The organism is Blastopirellula retiformator (assembly GCF_007859755.1).
Classification (GTDB): domain Bacteria; phylum Planctomycetota; class Planctomycetia; order Pirellulales; family Pirellulaceae; genus Blastopirellula; species Blastopirellula retiformator.
Window position 1 is genome coordinate 900,169 of sequence record NZ_SJPF01000002.1, and the last position, 17,071, is coordinate 917,239.

12 protein-coding genes and 1 tRNA gene are annotated in these 17,071 nt (G+C 59.2%); 6 read left to right on the forward strand and 7 right to left on the reverse strand.

Annotated elements, in window-relative coordinates; genetic code table 11:
* Positions 1–142 precede the first annotated feature (142 nt).
* Together Enr8_RS10960 and Enr8_RS10965 are read right to left on the reverse strand one after the other, a co-directional pair.
* Positions 143–2,623: a tetratricopeptide repeat-containing sulfotransferase family protein gene (locus Enr8_RS10960; RefSeq protein ID WP_146431359.1), complete on the reverse strand. Its 2,481-nt coding sequence runs from the start codon at positions 2,621–2,623 to the stop codon at positions 143–145.
* A 241-nt stretch (positions 2,624–2,864) separates the two neighbouring features.
* Positions 2,865–3,062, reverse strand: a complete 198-nt coding sequence (locus tag Enr8_RS10965) for a helix-turn-helix domain-containing protein (RefSeq protein WP_146431361.1) — start codon at positions 3,060–3,062, stop codon at positions 2,865–2,867.
* A gap of 85 nt (positions 3,063–3,147) precedes the next feature.
* Between Enr8_RS10965 and Enr8_RS10970 the strand changes: the two genes are divergently transcribed.
* A complete protein-coding gene (locus tag Enr8_RS10970; RefSeq protein WP_146431363.1) occupies positions 3,148–3,444 on the forward strand; it encodes a hypothetical protein in 297 nt (98 codons plus the stop codon).
* Positions 3,445–3,480: 36 nt separating this feature from the next.
* Positions 3,481–4,362: an ISAzo13 family transposase gene (locus Enr8_RS10975; protein ID WP_146431365.1), complete on the forward strand. Its 882-nt coding sequence runs from the start codon at positions 3,481–3,483 to the stop codon at positions 4,360–4,362.
* Between the two features lie 16 nt (positions 4,363–4,378).
* On the opposite strand, the gene Enr8_RS10980 is transcribed toward Enr8_RS10975, so the two are convergent.
* The 3 genes from Enr8_RS10980 to Enr8_RS10990 all read right to left on the reverse strand — a co-directional run bounded on the left by Enr8_RS10980 (position 4,379) and on the right by Enr8_RS10990 (position 7,018).
* Complete coding sequence (locus tag Enr8_RS10980; protein WP_186767573.1) at positions 4,379–5,308, reverse strand: tyrosine-type recombinase/integrase; 930 nt, start codon at positions 5,306–5,308, stop codon at positions 4,379–4,381.
* Between the two features lie 96 nt (positions 5,309–5,404).
* Positions 5,405–5,477: transfer RNA gene (locus Enr8_RS10985), tRNA-Ala, on the reverse strand.
* 131 nt (positions 5,478–5,608) lie between these two features.
* Entirely contained in the window at positions 5,609–7,018 is a 1,410-nt protein-coding gene (locus Enr8_RS10990) for a type 2 periplasmic-binding domain-containing protein (protein ID WP_146431367.1), read from the reverse strand.
* Between the two features lie 240 nt (positions 7,019–7,258).
* Here Enr8_RS10990 and xylB point away from each other — a divergent pair, with 240 nt between their 5' ends.
* Positions 7,259–8,785, forward strand: coding sequence for a xylulokinase (gene xylB / locus Enr8_RS10995; protein ID WP_146431369.1), 1,527 nt, complete (start codon positions 7,259–7,261; stop codon positions 8,783–8,785).
* Positions 8,786–8,806: 21 nt separating this feature from the next.
* On the forward strand, positions 8,807–9,766 hold the full coding sequence (locus Enr8_RS11000; protein WP_146431371.1) for an ornithine cyclodeaminase family protein: 960 nt from the start codon (positions 8,807–8,809) through the stop codon (positions 9,764–9,766).
* 5 nt (positions 9,767–9,771) lie between these two features.
* On the opposite strand, the gene Enr8_RS11005 is transcribed toward Enr8_RS11000, so the two are convergent.
* A complete protein-coding gene (locus Enr8_RS11005; protein ID WP_146431373.1) occupies positions 9,772–11,271 on the reverse strand; it encodes a hypothetical protein in 1,500 nt (499 codons plus the stop codon).
* Positions 11,272–11,490: 219 nt separating this feature from the next.
* Between Enr8_RS11005 and Enr8_RS11010 the strand changes: the two genes are divergently transcribed.
* Positions 11,491–13,389: a vWA domain-containing protein gene (locus tag Enr8_RS11010; protein WP_146431375.1), complete on the forward strand. Its 1,899-nt coding sequence runs from the start codon at positions 11,491–11,493 to the stop codon at positions 13,387–13,389.
* A 268-nt stretch (positions 13,390–13,657) separates the two neighbouring features.
* On the forward strand, positions 13,658–15,613 hold the full coding sequence (locus tag Enr8_RS11015; RefSeq protein WP_146431377.1) for a vWA domain-containing protein: 1,956 nt from the start codon (positions 13,658–13,660) through the stop codon (positions 15,611–15,613).
* A gap of 9 nt (positions 15,614–15,622) precedes the next feature.
* Here the strand turns inward: Enr8_RS11015 and Enr8_RS11020 are convergent, their stop codons facing one another.
* A complete protein-coding gene (locus tag Enr8_RS11020) occupies positions 15,623–17,020 on the reverse strand; it encodes a sulfatase family protein (protein WP_146431379.1) in 1,398 nt (465 codons plus the stop codon).
* Positions 17,021–17,071 lie beyond the last annotated feature (51 nt).

Consider the following 17,071-nt stretch of genomic DNA (forward strand, 5'->3'; position numbering starts at 1 on the left):
GTTAAGCCGCAAGTCTTGAAATACAAGCACCTTACAAACACGCTCGTCGACGCAACACGTATCAGTGCGACGCAAAATACCAGCCAGGACATCAAAATTAGACCAACCGGCAAAACCCTGCCAAGCGACAGAGACAGAAATATCACCCCCTGTCAGCGAGGACCTCTTCCAGCGGGCCAAGATGCTTCTGATAGCGTTTCCATGCCCCCACCGAAGAATGATAAACAGGCTGGCGAACCTGCCACTTACTCGGCGTTTGGACAGCTCGATTCGAAGCGTGGAAGCGAAGGCAGGAATCGTCCCAAGGCAAACCACAGAACTCGACCAACTGCCGACTGACGCGGTCGGGATCGGCGACCAGTTCCTCGTACTGGATGTCGAGGATTTTCAAGGGAGTCGCCTCCTTCCAGTGCGACATCAGACGGAGGTATTGCCGGTAGTAGCGGGCGCACGCCTCCAAGTCACAGTAGGGCCAATCGAGGTTTTGGCGGAAACAAGAGATGCAGACATCGCGCGAATCGCGCCGCACGTTGATGATATGGGCGCGAGGAAAAAGCATCGCCACGAACCCGAGATGCCGGAAGTTGGTCGGCATCTTGTCGGTAACCCGCTTTGCTGCAGAGCTACGACTGCGCAACTGGCCTAGATAGGACTCCGCCATCTCTTTCACCAACACCCCATCGAGCTTTTCCACGGCCTGAGGGTAACGCACGTCAACGCCCAAGCGACGAGGCATCGACAGGGTTAAATCCGTGATGTCCATCAACTCGCCTGCCCCGCAAACTTCGGGGTGGCTCGAGAGGATTTGTTCAACGAGCGTCGTACCGGAACGGGGCATGCCTACGATGAAAATCGGCAAGTCGCTTTCCGATCCTACCAACTGAGGGCGTTCACCAAAGAAGCTCGAATGAAAGGTCTCCTTTAAAGCGAGAGTTCGATCCCAATCTGACTTTCGTACACCTTCTCTGTCGCCCTCTCGACTTCTTTTTCGAGGATCTTCGTTCTTCAGGCGATTGGCGATTTGGTAATGCTCAAAAGCGGAGTCGTAGTCTTGAACTGCATCGAAAAGTACGCCTAGTGCGAAATTCAAGAACACCTGATCCTGAAGCGACAAGGGATCTTGCTGCAATAGAGCCTGTATTTGGCGAATCGCCTGCGGTTTGTCTTGCGTTTTCCCGGAGCGGGCCAGTTCATACTGCGACAAGGTTCGCAAAGGATCAATTTCGATCGCCCGAGAAAAACTCGCGCATGCCTGGTCGACGGCGCCTTGCTCCAGGAAAATTCGTCCCAGCGCCTCATGGGCATGCGCAAAATCAGGCTGCCGACGAATTGCTTCTTGCACCTTTTCCAAGGCTTCGGCGTGGCGGCCCAATTGGATCAAGGCGCGGCCCCAGGCGTCAAAAGCTTCTGCGCTGGGCGCAAAGCTGGCCGCCGCACTCAAATGCCGAAGCGCCTTCTCGCCTAGTTCTTCCCGTTCTTCCAGATCAAGTTTCGCTCGAACCTCCGGAGCAAGCCGCGCGGAAAGAATCATACCGAGCAAGAGGTGCGCCGGAGCGAACTTGGGATCGGTTTGCAACGCGTTAACGCAAGCTTGCACGAGTTGCTCGACATCGCCCAGCATCTCACAGCACGTCGCCAGTTCCAGCAATGCCGGGGCATGACAAGGCGCCATCTTCAGGATCTCTTGAAGTAGCCTGGCGCATGCTTCGTAGTCGCCCCGCGACTTTTGCACGAACGCCAGTTCGAGTCGAGCTTCATGGAAATCCGGATTCAATTTCAGAGCTTGGCACAGACTCGTCTCTGCTTGATCTACGTTACCGGCCTTCCGTTTGGCGACGCCTGACAAAAAATGGGCTCGGAAGTGCTGTGGATCAAGCCGGCACGCCTGTTCCAAGCTTGCACTCGCCTCCGGCAGACGGTCCTGCGCCAATTGGCTGACGCCGAGGTTCGTATGAGCCATCGCGTCGCCTGGAAGTTCTTCCGCCAATTTCGTGAAAACGGCCTCGGCTTCCTCGTGACGCCCAAGGTTGCCCAGCGCTTCGCCAAGCAGGCTTCTCAGCTCTCGGTTCCCAGGAAAACGCCTTACCGCTTCGGTCAACATCTCAATGGCCGGCTGTTGTTCGCCGCGGGACTTCAGCATCTGTGCAAGTTGAACGTAGGCATTGGCGTTGTGCGGATTGGCTGCCAGATACCGACGAATCTTCTCCTCCAATTCGGTGCTTTCGCGCTGAGTGCGCAATGGCGCCGCAGCTTCTTGCTGAGCGCTTGCTGGACGAAGCCTTTCAGAGATCGCCGCGAGATTCCGTTTTGCTTCGACGCAGCCAGAGTCAAGCGACGCCGCTTTTCGAAAACTCGATTCCGCAGATTGCAGGTCGCCAAGCGCCATCTGAAGAACCCCCAGACTGTTATGCAAGACTCCGACAGAAGGCTTCAAATCCACAGCCTGTTTCACCAACACCAGCCCTTCTTGGCTTCTCCCTTGTTCGTGAAGATTCAACCCCAACAGATGAAGTGCGTTCGCATCCGTTGGTACATCCTGCAAGATCTGTCGATAGGCCCGCTCGGCAGACGCGAGATCTCCCGCTTGATGCAATTCCAAGGCCGCTTGCAGTCCGTTGTTCATCGTGTCCAATTTAGAAAAAGGAATATTCTGTTCCTGACGCCGTGAAGGCGACTGCGGCAAGAAACGGATTATTACGTGGCAACTGCCGCATGTCTAGAATTACTGACTGACAAGCTGGTCCGTCGGCGGCGACCGCGAACCCGAGAAAACATCGAAACGGCAATTCGAACATTACCCCAGAAGAAGATGGCGGCACCCCGTTTATCCAATCGACGAAAACGTCAACTTATTCAACGCACTGTTAGAAATGCCGCTTCGTGGCCCGCGGTATTCTTACTCCCTCCTTCCTTTGTAGTTCCATGTAAGCTCGCAAGTCTTTCTCCGAAACCCGCTTGCACGATACGAACTCGTAGCAGGGAAGCTCGCCAGTTGCGATCAGTTTATACACCGTGCCGATACAAACTCGCAGTTCGCTCGCCACTTCTTTGACGGTTAGCATCGCGTGATCATCAAGTGACGAGTTCGGAGCGATCGGCTAAGCTGAATGCCATTCGATAGTTTTCCTCGTTCGCACGGTGTCACGGATGACATTTCAGTTCAAAGATCAACTTGACGCAGCCACCGAGCAGCGCAGCCAAGCCTACTTTGCAACGCTCTCAGAGAAGGATCAGCGTCGATTTGCTGCTTTAGAAGCCCAGCGGCTGGGGCACGGCGGCATTGGCTACATCGCGAGACTGCTGGGGGTTTCCCGGAGCACGATCGAGCGCGGTATCCGCGAAATGGCGCAGCTCCCTGAAGATCCGGCTGCCGGTCGGATTCGTCGCCCCGGCGGCGGCCGAAAAAAAGAATCGACTCCGACAGCAGACTTGAAAGCAACCTGATTGACTCATTGGATCTGCAAACTGCTGGCGATCCTGATGATCCCGACGCCGTCTTCACCAGCCAGACTCCAGCTCAATCCGCCGACAAGGGTGACCGTTGCGGGGACGCCGGTCCATCGCAACACCGTCAAGACGTGGTATCGCGAGATCGGGTTGGGCCTGCGGCAAATCCGAAAAGGCATTGCCGGGGGACACTCTCCCGATCGCGGGCAGCAGTTTGATCGAATCGGTGAACTGACAAACCTGTACGACCGCCAGGGTAATCCTGTCTTTTCCGTCGACACCAAAGCTAAGGAATTCCTTGGTCACCTGTATCGCAAGGGAAGGATTTACGGCACCGCCGCCCTGCAAGCTTTCGACCATGACTTCCCGAGTTGGGCGGACGGCAAGTTGATCCCTCATGGAATTTACGACATCCGCCGAAACGTCGGGCACATCAACCTTGGCCTGAGCCATGACACCAGTGAGTTTGCCGCGGACAGTTTGCGTTGGTACTGGAGCCGAATTGGCAGGCAATGCTATCCCGAGGCGACGAGCATTTTGCTGTTGTGTGATTGTGGTGGCAGTAACGCCGCCAATCGCCACCTCTTCAAGTACTACCTTCAGCGTTTAAGTCAATCGACTGGGCTGCCGATTCGAGTCGCTCACCTGCCGAGCTACTGCAGCAAGTACACCCCGATTGAGCGTCGGTTCTTTGCGCATGTCGGCCGGGCCTGCTCAGGCCGCCTGTTTGACTCACTCGCTACGGTGGTTGATTTGATGCGACAAACCAGCACGCGAACGGGACTGCGAGCGACCGTCAATGTGATCCGCCGTGCGTACGAGACCGGCCAGAAGATCACCGACGAAATGAAGTCTCGCCTGAATCTCATTTACGACGAGGTTCTACCGAAATGGAACTACACAACAAGCCTCTGAGTTCGGCAGTTGTTCTTCACGCGTTGCTAACCATCGTCGGATCTTTGTGCCCCATGAGATGAGCAACCGAGATCGGGTCAACGCCACCCTTGGTCAGGGCCTCCGTCGCGAATGAGTGCCGGGCGCCATACGCGATCACGCGGAAGCCGACTGTTTTGCTGACGCGGGTCAATTTGCACTTGATCGAATCTATAGTCCAAGGGCGACCTCGCTGGTTCCGAAACAAGGCTCCGGCAGGATGATCCTTCGCCAGACGATCGAGAATCGCTTTTGCGTCCGGAACCAGGTAGATCACCCGCGGTTCGTGTTCTCCCTTCGATTCATCGGCAGGGAAGATAACGAGATCGCCGTGCAGATGGCGGGCCTCGATCGACCGGGCTTCGATAGGGCGGCAGCCGGTTAGGTAGAGGAAGTCGAGCAGGTCGCCGAGCGGGCCGGGCACATTCTCTCGAATCAACTTCCATTGCTCGGGCGTGTAAAAGACGTCTCTTCGCCTTCTTTTCGGCTTCTTCATTCCCTTGATTGGATTGCAGGAGAGATACTCTTGCTCAACCGCCCAATTTAACATTCGCTGCACGATTCCTACCGCATCGTTCTGCGTCGTTGTGCCAATTTCGAGACCTTCATGCCATTTGCGAATTTGGTGGATGCGCAGCTGGGAAGGGCGCAACCGCTTGCCGACTGACCCGATAAATGATTTCAGGAAATACCGATGACGCTGGTAGGTGTTCGGTTTGCGGTTCGCCTGACACCAATCGAGGTAGGCCTGTGATAGCTCGTAAAGCGTGGTCACCTCGGCCGTGACCTGCTCGCGATCGGCCATTAATTCGTGGAATTTTGCATGGGCGGATTCTCGGTCTTTCCCAAGCGAAATTTGCCGACCGGCGATGCTGCAGTACCAGCTATTGGTCTGCTTGCGAAAGAAGGGCTTTGGCTGCCGTGGCATGGCTTGCTCTCCAATTCGTGCATTGAAACGTGCATTTGGCGTTTCAATCGTTGGAAGCAAGCGGCGAAAAGCAAGAAATCGCCGAGAAAAAATAAGTGGAGCTGAAGAGATTCGAACTCTCGACCTCTGCATTGCGAACGCAGCGCTCTCCCAGCTGAGCTACAGCCCCAAATTGGATTGTCGGATTTTAGTAGGTCGCCCGCAGGCTGTCTAGGTCCCACATCGGCTAGACGCCGCTTCTGGCTTTCCGGTTCGCGCCGCGAGCGGCATAAAACGCACCGGCGGCACAATCGACCGCAATTACAACCCCAGGCTGGCCGAGTTCGCCTTCTTTTGGGCGTCGCGGCCCAGTTTGTCGGTGATCGCGTTCCACTCGATGGCGGTCTTTTCGAGGGCCTCCTGCGGGGCTGCGTCGCCGGCCAGGATCGCCGTGACGGCCGCGTCCAGTGCCTTCAGGTATTGGTCGGCGCCGGGCAGGTTCAAGTTGATCGCCTCGGCAGAGCTAAGCGTCAGGGCGACCGCTTCGCCGTAGGTGCTGGCGCCTTCGGAGCTGAGCCGCGGATCGACCCATTGGGTGATGCCGCCGATGTTGGTGTTGCGATAGACGGTCGTCGCCCCGCTAGCGGGAGAAACCTGCGTGGCCGAGTCGGTGGCCGACAGCAAGATCAGCCCCAGGGCCGCGTCTTGGGCGTTGTGCGTACTGCGCGACACCGAGCCGATCCGGCCGCTGGCCGTTAGCAGCGGCACCGACTCTGCCCGACCTCCGCGACGCTCCTCCCAGGTCTCGATCAGTTGGTTCCAATAGCTGGCGGCGCCGGGGATCGGGGCGAAGTCAGGCGTGAACTCCAGTTTGTCTTCGTTGGCTTGCGACTTCGGCGAGAGCCAACCAATCGCCAGGGCCGACTTGCCGGCCAAGAATTGCTGTCCCACTTCGGCCGGCAACAAGGCCTGCAAATCGGCCGGAATCGACTGGGCGATTTTTTTCAGGTCAGTGGCGCCCTTCACAAACGCCTGTTGCGAGATCAGCGGATCGACCGAACCCAGGCCAAATAGCACGGCGTAGTTGCTGGGGTTCTTGGCGTAAGCGGCGCTACGGGCGAGGAACAACTTGCCGCGCCAATCTTCGGCCAGCGGCTCGAGCGTCGGCGCGGCGAACTGCGGCGCGTCGCCGGTACAGAACTCGCTGGCCGCGATTCGGTCGACGCAGTTCTGATACGCTTCCCACGTCTCGGGAATTTCCAGCTCCAGTTTCTCCATCACCTCAGGCCGAACCATCAGCACCAAGGTTTGCGAACCATACGGCACGCCATACGTTTCACTTCCCCAATCCAGCTCCATCCGCCGGACCGACGAAAAGACGTCGGCCAGGTCGAGCGCCTCGTTGTCAAGCAAATCCGCAGGCAGCGGCTCGATCCACTGGCGAGCGATCAGCTCGCCCAACAACTGCGGCGGGTAGATCACTGCATCGGCGTCGACCTTGTCTGACTTCAGCAGCTCCGCGGCGGTCGACTGCTCTAGCTCTAGCGAGCGTTCTTCGCGCGCTTGCCACTCTCGCTCGATCGCTTCGGCCAGCGGCGCGTCATCCAGAACCAGCAGTTTGAAAGGTCCCGCGGGCCGCGGCTGTTCGACCACCGGCGGCTCTGGCTTGGGGCAACCCAGCGTAAAACCCAAGGTGATCAGAGAAAATGCGAAACAGACGAAGCGACTCATGTTGCGGCGCGATCGAAAAGGGACGAGAAAGAGGATGGTGCAAATAGCATCGTAGTCGGCCTATTCGCCATGGGTCAAAGGGTTGATTTCCTGCAAAGCGGCCGCGAGCTTAATTTTGGCTGATCTTCACGAAAAAGAAAACTTGCCGGCGCCGTTGGTGGCGGAAGAAAAATGAGACACAATATGGGATTCCCCCTTCTTATCGCTGATTCGCAACGCCCCGCACCCTAAGGAATTCTCGTGAGCATCTACCTGGGAATTGATATCGGCACCTCCGGCACCAAGACGATCGCCATTCGCGAAGGTGGCGAAATTCTCGCCGAGTCGACCGCCACTTATCCGCTGCATCACCCCAAACCGATGTGGAGCGAGCAAGACCCGGACGATTGGTGGAACGCGGTGGTTAAGACGGTTCGCCGCGTCGTGAAAGAAGCGAAGGCCCGCCCAGGCGAAGTCAAAGCGATCGGCCTGTCAGGGCAAATGCATGGCTCGGTCTTCCTCGACAAAAGCGACCAGGTGATCCGCCCTGCCCTGCTCTGGAATGACCAGCGCACCGTCGCCGAATGTGCCGAGATCGAAGAGCGAGCCGGCGGTCGGGCCAAGCTGATCAAGATGGTCGCCAATCCGGCGCTAACCGGCTTCACTGCCCCCAAGATCCTATGGCTGCGCAACAACGAACCGCGCAATTACGCGCGTCTGGCGAAGGTGCTGCTGCCGAAGGATGAAATCCGCCGCCGCCTGACCGGCGAGTACGCCACTGAGGTGAGCGACGCCAGCGGGATGTTGCTATTGGACGTGGCGAAGCGAAGTTGGTCGAAGCGGCTTCTCTCGAAGTTGGAACTGGACGAGTCGATCCTTGGCACGGTCTACGAGTCGGAAGAAGTTACCGGCACGCTGACCGCCGAAGCGGCGAAGCGTCTTGGTCTGACCACCGACTGTGTGGTGGTCGGCGGCGCCGGCGACTGTGCGGCCAACGCGGTTGGCAACGGTGTTGTGAAACAGGGGACTCTCGCCAGTTCGCTCGGCACCTCCGGCGTGATGTTCGTTCATAGTGACGAAGTCGCGATCGATCCGGCTGGTCGTCTGCATACCTTCTGTCATGCGGTTCGCGGCAAGTGGCACATGATGGGGGTCACGCTCTGCGCCGCCGGCACGCTCGAATGGTTCGTGCAGCGGCTCTGCGCCGATCTGCGGAGCGGTCGTGGCAAGCAAGATCCCTATTCCGTCTTGAACGCCGAAGCGGTCGACATCGCCCCCGGCAGCCAAGGGTTGTTCACCCTGCCTTATCTGGCCGGCGAACGAACCCCGCACGCCGACCCCAACGCCCGCGGCTGCTTCATTGGCCTGACCCTCAGTCATACCCGCGGCCACGTGACCCGCTCGATCATGGAAGGAGTCGCCTACTCGCTGCGGGACAGCTTAGAGATCATCTCCGACCTCGGCGTGCCGGTGCGTCAGATTCGGGCCGGCGGCGGCGGGGCAAAGAGCCCGCTCTGGCGACAGATTCAGGCCGACGTCTTCGGCAAGAAGGTGGTGACGATCAACGCCGAGCAAGGCCCGGCTTACGGCGTTGCGCTATTGGCCGCGACCGGCGCCGGCGCCTACAAGAATATCCAGGAAGCGTGCGCCGCCACGATCCAGGTGGTCAACGAGACGTCCGTCGATCGGAAAGCGGCGAAGATTTACAACGAGGCGTTTCCGGTATATCAAGGACTGTATAAGTCGCTGAAGGAGGACTTCCAGCGAATTTCGGCGCTCGGCCAGTAACGCAACCGCAGGAGAGCCCCCATGGCGCCCCGCTTTTATCGCGAATCGGAAGTCGCGCAGGTCCTCGACATGTCGACCGCCGTGGAGGCGGTCGACGAGTGTCTGAAACAACTGGCGATCGGCGGCGCCGAGAACGTGCCGCGGCGGCGGTCACGAACCTCGGGGTTCGTCCTCCACTCGATGAGCGCGACAGCCGGCTACCTGAACGTCGCCGGCTGGAAAGAATACGCCACCACCAAAAGCGGCCATCGCTTCCACGTCGGACTGTACGATTGCGAATCGGGCTTGATCAAGGCAGTGATCGAGGCCGACCGTCTGGGGCAGATGCGCACCGGCGCAGCGACCGGCGTGGCGGCTCGCTATTTGGCGCCAGGCCCGATCACGCAGATGGGGCTGTTCGGCGCCGGCTGGCAGGCCGAAGCGCAGTTGGAAGCGATCAAAGCGGTTCATCCGCTGACGCGGGCCTTCGTGTATTCGCGCGATGAGACGCGGCGGCAATCGTTCGCCGCCCGGATGAGCGACCAACTGCAAGTTGAGATCATCCCGGTGCACGATCCGCGGGAAGCGGTCGAAGACTTGCCGCTGGTCATCACCGCCACCGCCAGCAAGACGCCGGTCTTTGACGGTTCGCTACTGGCCGAAGGCGCGTTGGTTTGCGCAATGGGAAGCAACTGGCTGCAGAAGGCGGAACTCGACGTCAACGCGCTGCGGTTGGCCGATAACGTCGTCTGCGATTCGATCGAGGCCTGCAAACTGGAAGCCGGCGACTTTGTCGAAGCCCAAGAGCAAGGCTATTTCGACTGGGACAAACCGGTCGAGCTGGGCGCCGTGCTGGCCAACCTAGCGGTCGGACGCAACAACAAAGATAGCGTGGTGATCTTCAAGTCGGTCGGCCTGGCGATCGAGGACGTCGCGCTGGCCGAAAAGTTCTACCAACGGGCGATCAGCAATCCGGGGCTTGGCTGCTCGCTGCCGTTTTGAGGAAGTTACCGTTTTGACGGGTTCTCAAGCTGCGGCTTCTCGGTCAGATCCAGCTTCGGCGGCTGCGGCGCTTCGTTGAGCGCCGACACGGCGACTTCCGACACCAGGTGCGATTCCCACGCGTCGCAGCGAACTTCGACGCGATAGATCTGCCGGCCATGCTCGTTGACCGTCGCGAGAATCTCCAGGTCGACATGCCCCCGCGGAGCAAGCGTCATCGGCTGAAAAGCGGCCTGGCCAACGGCCAGTCGTCCCTCGGCGCCTTCCAGCTTTATCGGCTCGAGCCCTTCCGAGAAGAAGATCATCGCCGAGACGTCGGGCGCCGGCTTATCACTGAGGTTGACGATTCGCAAGCCGAAGTTGGCGCCTTTGCCGACGGCGATCGACTTGGGTGGCGAAAAGACTTCGACCCGCAGCGCGTCAATCGGCGCCGCACTTTCCGGTGAGAATTCCTCAACCGGCGCCGTCGTTTCTTTCGCGGGCATTTCCGCCGATACGACCTGGGCCTCGCTCATCGGCGGCTGGGTCACGATTGGTTCGACCGGAGCCGGGTCAACGCCAGAGACGATCAGCGTCGTTTCGTCGTCGAGCAGACCGACCAACTGTTGCCACGGCAGTTCGCTCGACTCGGCAGAGCTATCGTAGAGCGTCACATCGGCGACCGCCAGCGTCGTCTTCTCTTCGTCGGCGGTCCGCAGCAGTTGGCTACGACCGTTTTGAATCTCGGCCGGCAATTGGTGGATGGCGAAAGACCGGGCGAAACCACTGCCGGTCCACAGCGTAAGCTCATTGCGATCGGCGTCTAAACGCAACGTTAGCGGTCCGTCGATCACCTTCAAAGCGTCGCCCGCTTCCGGCTGCTGTTCCGCTTCCAGTCCGTTGATCGCGCGTAACAGCGACAGCGGCAGCTGACGTTCTGTCGCAATTTTTTCTAGCGTGACGCCCCCTTTGACCGTCACGGCCGGCAGCGCCAGATGTTTGTGCGGGGCGAACACGATCTTGTCCGCCAAGGGCTGCAGCGTCGCCAACAGTTGCCGGCGCTGATCATCGCTGAGGTCTTCTCGCTGTAGGGCGGTCGACAACATTCGGTAGCCGAGAAAGGGTTTTCCATCCGTCAGGTTCTTTTCCGCCTCCATGATAAGCTCGCCGGTCGGCCGCGATTTCCAACCTTCGACGGGGGGCGATTTCGGCAGTTCGTCGGCAAGCTGGGCGGTCGTCTCCGGCGTCTCAATCTTGGCGGCCGTCATGGTCGGCGGAGCGATTTCGGCGGCGCTGGGAAGCGAAATCTCCGGCGCCGGGTTGGTCGACAGCACGATCGTCGGCGCCTGCGGCGTCTGTTTGTCGAGCGAGGAGAACGACTGCGGCGCGAAGAGGGGCGCTTCGTCGTAGCTGGCCTCGTCTTCCGTCGAATTCAATCCGGCGTAGTGGGTCAAATAAATCACGTAGCCCGAATAACCGACGCAGACGATCAGCCCCAGGACAAAGAGATTTCGGACAATTGACACAGCGACCTACTCCGTTTGGCGGCGAATACTTCCAACGCTGTCACCTCGATTACCAAATCAGCGGAGTCCGTTCTAGAGCAATTCCTAGAAACCGGTTTTGGGCCAGCGGCGCGCGACAGCCGAAAACGAAAGAATTAGAAACTTTACTTTTTCCCTCCCCTCGCCTAAGCTAGTCGTTGCCACCTGCTTTTCCGTCGTCGACCTTTCTGGACCATACTCATGGCAAGCGAAGACGCAACGCGAACGCCGCGAAGAAGTTACGGCGCAATCATCCGCGACAGCAGTTCGTTCATGACGTCGCTGATTTTCCACCTGGCGGCGGTCGTCATCCTCGCTTTGCTCACCTTCGACCCGACGCCCGACGACGGCGTGCGAGAAATCGTACTCGAGGAATCGGTCGACCTGCCGCTCCAGCGGCAATTGGAAGATGAGCTCCAGGAAATCACCGATCTGGCGACCGAGATGAGCGTCGCCAGTTTGCCGCAAGAGCTAGCCGGCATGTCCGGCACGGCGCCAGCATCCCTGTCGGCGCCAGAGATGGTGACCGAACTGCTGGACGGCGACAGCGTTCCGGACGTCTCGTTTGTCGACATCCAAGTCTTGACGCAGTCGAACGAGACCTTGATGAAGGAACTGCCGGTCGGCGCCCAAGGCGCCTCCAACGCGGTCGTGAAAGACTATAGCGAAGCGATGGACCGGATCGCCCAAGAGCTGGTCTGGATGCTCGACAAAGGAGAAGTGGTCGTTCTGTGGGTCTTCGATCAATCGGAAAGCATGAAAGACGACCAGGCCAAGATTCGCGAACGGATCGGCCGCGTCTATGACGAGTTGGGTATCGTCGGCTCTTCAGAGGACGAAGCGCTGACCACCGCGGTCGCCAGTTACGGCGCCAACTTTCAGATGCATACCCAGGCGCCCACCAGCGATCGTAAAGAAATCGACGCGGCGATCGCCAGCATTCCAGTCGACGCTTCCGGCAAAGAGATGACGTTGCCGGCCGTGATGGAAGTGATCGAACGGCATAAACGTTACGCCCAGAAGGCGAAGCGGAAGATGGCCGTGATTCTCGTTTCGGACGAGAGCGGCGATCCGGAAGGGAACAAACAGCTCCTCGAAAAGACGATCGAAACGGCGAAGATCGCTGAGTGCAGCGTTTACACCATGGGACGCGAAGCGATGTTCGGCTATCCCTACTCGCATGTGCGGTGGCAAAACCCCAACACCGGCGAAGTCCATTGGCTGCCGATCAATCGCGGCCCCGAGACCGGCTTGATCGAACAGTTGCAGACCGACGGCTTCGGCAAGCGGTACGACTCGCTCACCAGCGGCTACGGCCCGTACGAACAAGTCCGCCTGGCGAAAGAAACCGGCGGCATCTTCTTTATGCTTCCCGGCGAAGAGACCAATCTGGTCGGGCTGAAGGACTTCAAGTACGACGTCACCGCGATGGAGCCGTATCGCCCCGATTTGCGGCAGCGCGACGATTTGATGCGCGAAGCGCTGAAAGATCCGCTTCAGACCGTGATGAGCAAGGTGATCTACGACCTCAATCCGTACAACAAAGAAGTCGCCGACATCGTCCAAATCCGGCACCGCTACTCAACCAAGTTCCCCGAGTTGGTCGAGCAGGTGAAGGTCGAGCTATCGCAGTTGAAACCGTACGTGCAGTACCTCGACCGCGCGATCGTCGAAGTCGAGAAGGCGAAACCGCTGCGGGACGGATCTCCCTCTTACCGCCAACAGGCGAACTACGACTTGCTGTACGCTCAGTTGCTGACCTATCGTGCCCGGGCCTACGAGTATGGAGCGGCGGCGACGGCGTTCATCCAGCAAGCGCCGCAGCAGCCGAAGCTCCCGTCGACCAAGCATGAGTTTCGCGCCTGGCAGCGCGGCACCACCAAGCGCCTTCTTGCCGAGGATTTGACCGGCGACGACGTCGCCCAGGCGTCAGAGCTCCTCAAAGAGATCATGAACGAATACACAGGCACACCGTGGGCCGAACGGGCCAAATGGGAGCTGAATCGCGGCTTTGGCTGCCGATTCTCGGCCTGGATCTTTGACGGCAGCAAGTTCCCGAACTCGAAGAACGCCCCCAAGATCCCGGTGCCGAAGCTGTAGCTGTAGCTTGCCAGCGACAGTCGCCCGGCTATCTTGCTGGGCAACTTCTCTCCTGCGCTTTTTCCGCAGCCACGGAATATCTCTCTCTTGCGCAAACCGAATAGTCGCGTCGTGCGAAGCGATGCGGCCCCCCCGAAAATCGGCGCAGCTCCTTTCCGGGCAATCGATTAGAAACAAAGCCTTTGGAGAATTCCGCTTTACGCCGTAAGATAACTAATGGCGGAGCTTTAGTTTCCCCTAGCAATCCCCCCACGCCTACTAGCAATTCATGTCTCAGGCACCTGTACCAATCCATATGCCGGCTGGCCAGCCGCCGCTCGACGTGCCCGAGTTCGGGGACGCTCAGCCGGCGTCGGGCAATCTGCTAAAGGGGAGCAGCTCGTTTCTCGCCTCGTTGATCTTCCACATGTCGCTGGTGATCCTGCTGGCGCTGGTCACGTTTGATCCGCCCATCGATCGCGCCGACCATGCCGTGGTGCTGGATGATGTGGTCGAAGAGCCGCTGGAACGTCCCTTGGAGGACGAGCTGGATGAGCTAGAACATCTGGCGACCGAGATGTCGATCACGTCGATGCCGAGTGCGGTCTCGGGACTTTCCGGCATGGCGCCGGCTTCGCTGGCCGCGCCGCAGTTGGAAACGAAGCTGCTGGAAGACATGCTTGGCCCCGACGTCACGCAGGTCGAAATGCAGCTGCTGAACAAGCCGAACGACACGCTGATGAAAGAGCTGCCGGTCGGCACGCAGGGCGTCGCCAACGTCGTGGTCGGCGATTACAACGAAGCGATGGACCGGCTGACTCAAGAGTTGGTCTGGATGCTCGACAAAGGAGAAGTCGCCGTCGTCTGGCTGTTTGATCAGTCGGAAAGCATGAAGGACGACCAGCTGAAAATCCGTCAGCGGATCCATCGGGTCTACGACGAGTTGGGCCTGGTAGGCGTCGCCAAGGACGAAGCGCTAACCACCGGCGTCGCCAGCTATGGCTCTGGGTTTGAACTGCATACCCGCACGCCGACCAGCAATCGCGAAGAGATTGACGAAGCGATCGCCGAAGTGCCGGTCGACCCCAGCGGCGAAGAGCTGACCTGCCAGGCGATTATGGAAGCGGTCAAACGCCATCGCCGCTACGCCCAGATCTCGAAACGGCAATTGGCGATCGTGCTGGTCACCGACGAAAGCGGAAACGACGACAACAATCAGCGCTACCTGGAAGAGGCGATTCAAGCCTGTCGCCGCGCCGACAGCCGCGTTTACGTTCTGGGTCGTGAAGCGATGTTCGGCTATCCCGAGGCGCAGGTTCGCTGGGAAGATCCGCAAAACGGCAACATTCATCTGCTGCCGATCGATCGCGGTCCCGAAACGGCGATCGTCGAACAGTTGCAGACCGACGGCTTTGGCATTCGCCGCGACGCCATGCCCAGCGGTTATGGCCCCTACGAGCAAGTTCGGCTGGCCAAAGAGACCGGCGGCATCTTCTTCATGTTGCCTGGCGAAGAAAAGAACATCAACGAACTGAACGATCGTCGCTATGACGTCGCCGCGATGGAACCGTATCGCCCCGATCTGCGTCCCCGCCGCGATCAGATGCGGGACGCGATGCAAGATCCGCTGCAGGCGGTTCTCTCGAAGGTGATCTACGACCTCAACCCGTACGAAGCGTCGGTCGCCAACGTCATTGAGATCCGCCGCTTCTTCTCGGCCGACTTCGAGCAACTGTCGACGCAGGTCCGCATGGAACAGGCGAAGATGCTGACCTATATCGACTACCTCGACAAGGCGATCGCGGCGATCGAAAAAGCGGCGCCACTGCGTGACGCGTCGCCGAACGTTCGCCAGCAAGCGAACTACGATTTGCTCTACGCGCAGCTGCTCGCCTATCGCGTGCGGGCCTACGAGTATGGCGCCTACGTGACCGAGTTCGTCAAGAATCCGCCGCGAGTCCCCCAGCCGCCGACTCCCAAACATGAGTTCCGCGGCTGGTCGCTCGACACCGTCAACAAGCTATCGGCCGAGTCAATCACCAAGGCCGATATCGAACACTCGCGCGAGCTGTTGAACGAGATCATCGCCGAACATCCCGGCACGCCCTGGGCGTCGCGAGCGAAGTGGGAGCTGGAGCGCGGTTTCGGCATCCAGCTGGTTCCCTCGTTCTTTGACACGACGCGCTTCCCACGACGCCGCGGCAATGCTCCTGCTCCGCCCCCGACGCCGATTCCGAAGCTGTAAGGCAGCTGACTACTTCTTTTTCGGTTGTCGCTTCTTCTTGTTCTGAAACTCCGGAAGCCGTTGACCACTGCGGCGATCGAACTTGTCCGGCGTCAGTTGGGCCGTCATTTCGTCTTCGGTGCGGTTCTTCCACGCTTGATACTCTTGCCGCATCGTCGCCAGCGTCTTCGCATACGCCGGGTCATCGACCAGGTTCTTTAGCTGATACGGGTCGTCGACGACTTCGTACAACTCTTCCTGCGGGCGCGGCGCCACCAGCGGGCCACGTTGATCGGCAGGCAATTTCCCTTCGGCCTCCAACTTCAGCATCGTTTGAAAGGTCGGACTGTTGACCGCGTCAGCCGGCGGCGAACCAGTCAGTTGCGGCAATGCGTTGTAGATGTAGAGAAACTGTTTCGAGCGGACGCTGCGTTCGAACGCTTTGTAGTCGTGCCAGTTGTGCTCCGAGACGACATAGTCTCGGGTCTGGGCCTTGGGATTTTCCAAGATCGGGGCGAACGACTTGCCTTGAAAGCTGGGACCGACCGGCAATCCGGCCAGCTGCAAAATGGTTGGCGCGATGTCGATCGAACTGATCAGGCTGTCGGTCGTGGCGCCCGCTTTGACATGGCCGGGCCACTGCACGATGAACGGCGTCTTGACGCCGCTGTCGTAGATCGTGATCTTGCTGCGCGGGAAGGGACGTCCATTGTCGGCCATGAAGAGGATAAACGTATTGTCGAGCACGTTCTGCTTCTTGAGCAGCGCCATCACCTTGCCAGTGTAGTCGTCCAGCCGCGAGATCTCGTCGTAATACATCCCCAGGTCGTCGCGAACCGGCGGCTCATCGGGCAGAAACGGCGGAACGACGATCTCCTGACGACCATGCGGTTGGTCGATTGTTCCTTCTTTGTAGGGACGATGGGCGTCGAACGAGGCGAGCCAGAAGAAGAACGGCTTGTCCATCGGACGCTCGCTGATCATTTTCTCCCAATTCTCACAGCCGCTGGGGCCTCCTCCCATGATGCGGTCGAAATTCACTTCGGCCGGTTTGCCGAGATGCCATTTGCCGGCCGCCCCGGTGTAATAGCCTGCTTCTTTCAGCAATCCGGCGAAGACGATCTGGTCGGCCGGCAGCGGCATATGCAGTTCGGCGGCGCCGGTGTTGTGCGGAAAGCGACCGGTCATAATGCTGCAGCGACTCGGGCTACAGGAGCTGCAGGTCAAGAACGCCGCGTCGAAACGCATCCCCACCTTCGCCATCCGATCCAGGTTGGGCGTTTTGACATGAGGATGTCCATAGGGGCCGATGTCATTCCACCCCACGTCATCTCCGATAATAATGATAAAATTGGGTCGCTCTGCGGCTGCCAGCGAGCTGCTGGCAAGAGTCATCGCCGCCAGGAAAAGCAACAAGTATCGGAGCATGATTCGTCCTTAAGGGGTGAATGCGGAAGGCTGGGGTGGGCCGATGAAGGC

Excerpts from the sequence above, each read along its gene's own strand:
- Enr8_RS10960 (WP_146431359.1), bottom strand. The coding sequence starts at position 2,623 with ATGAACAACGGACTGCAAGCGGCCTTGGAATTGCATCAAGCGGGAGAT.
- Enr8_RS10965 (WP_146431361.1), bottom strand. The coding sequence starts at position 3,062 with ATGCTAACCGTCAAAGAAGTGGCGAGCGAACTGCGAGTTTGTATCGGC.
- Enr8_RS10970 (WP_146431363.1), top strand. The coding sequence starts at position 3,148 with ATGACATTTCAGTTCAAAGATCAACTTGACGCAGCCACCGAGCAGCGC.
- Enr8_RS10975 (WP_146431365.1), top strand. The coding sequence starts at position 3,481 with ATGATCCCGACGCCGTCTTCACCAGCCAGACTCCAGCTCAATCCGCCG.
- Enr8_RS10980 (WP_186767573.1), bottom strand. The coding sequence starts at position 5,308 with ATGCCACGGCAGCCAAAGCCCTTCTTTCGCAAGCAGACCAATAGCTGG.
- Enr8_RS10990 (WP_146431367.1), bottom strand. The coding sequence starts at position 7,018 with ATGAGTCGCTTCGTCTGTTTCGCATTTTCTCTGATCACCTTGGGTTTT.
- Enr8_RS11000 (WP_146431371.1), top strand. The coding sequence starts at position 8,807 with ATGGCGCCCCGCTTTTATCGCGAATCGGAAGTCGCGCAGGTCCTCGAC.
- Enr8_RS11010 (WP_146431375.1), top strand. The coding sequence starts at position 11,491 with ATGGCAAGCGAAGACGCAACGCGAACGCCGCGAAGAAGTTACGGCGCA.
- Enr8_RS11015 (WP_146431377.1), top strand. The coding sequence starts at position 13,658 with ATGTCTCAGGCACCTGTACCAATCCATATGCCGGCTGGCCAGCCGCCG.
- Enr8_RS11020 (WP_146431379.1), bottom strand. The coding sequence starts at position 17,020 with ATGCTCCGATACTTGTTGCTTTTCCTGGCGGCGATGACTCTTGCCAGC.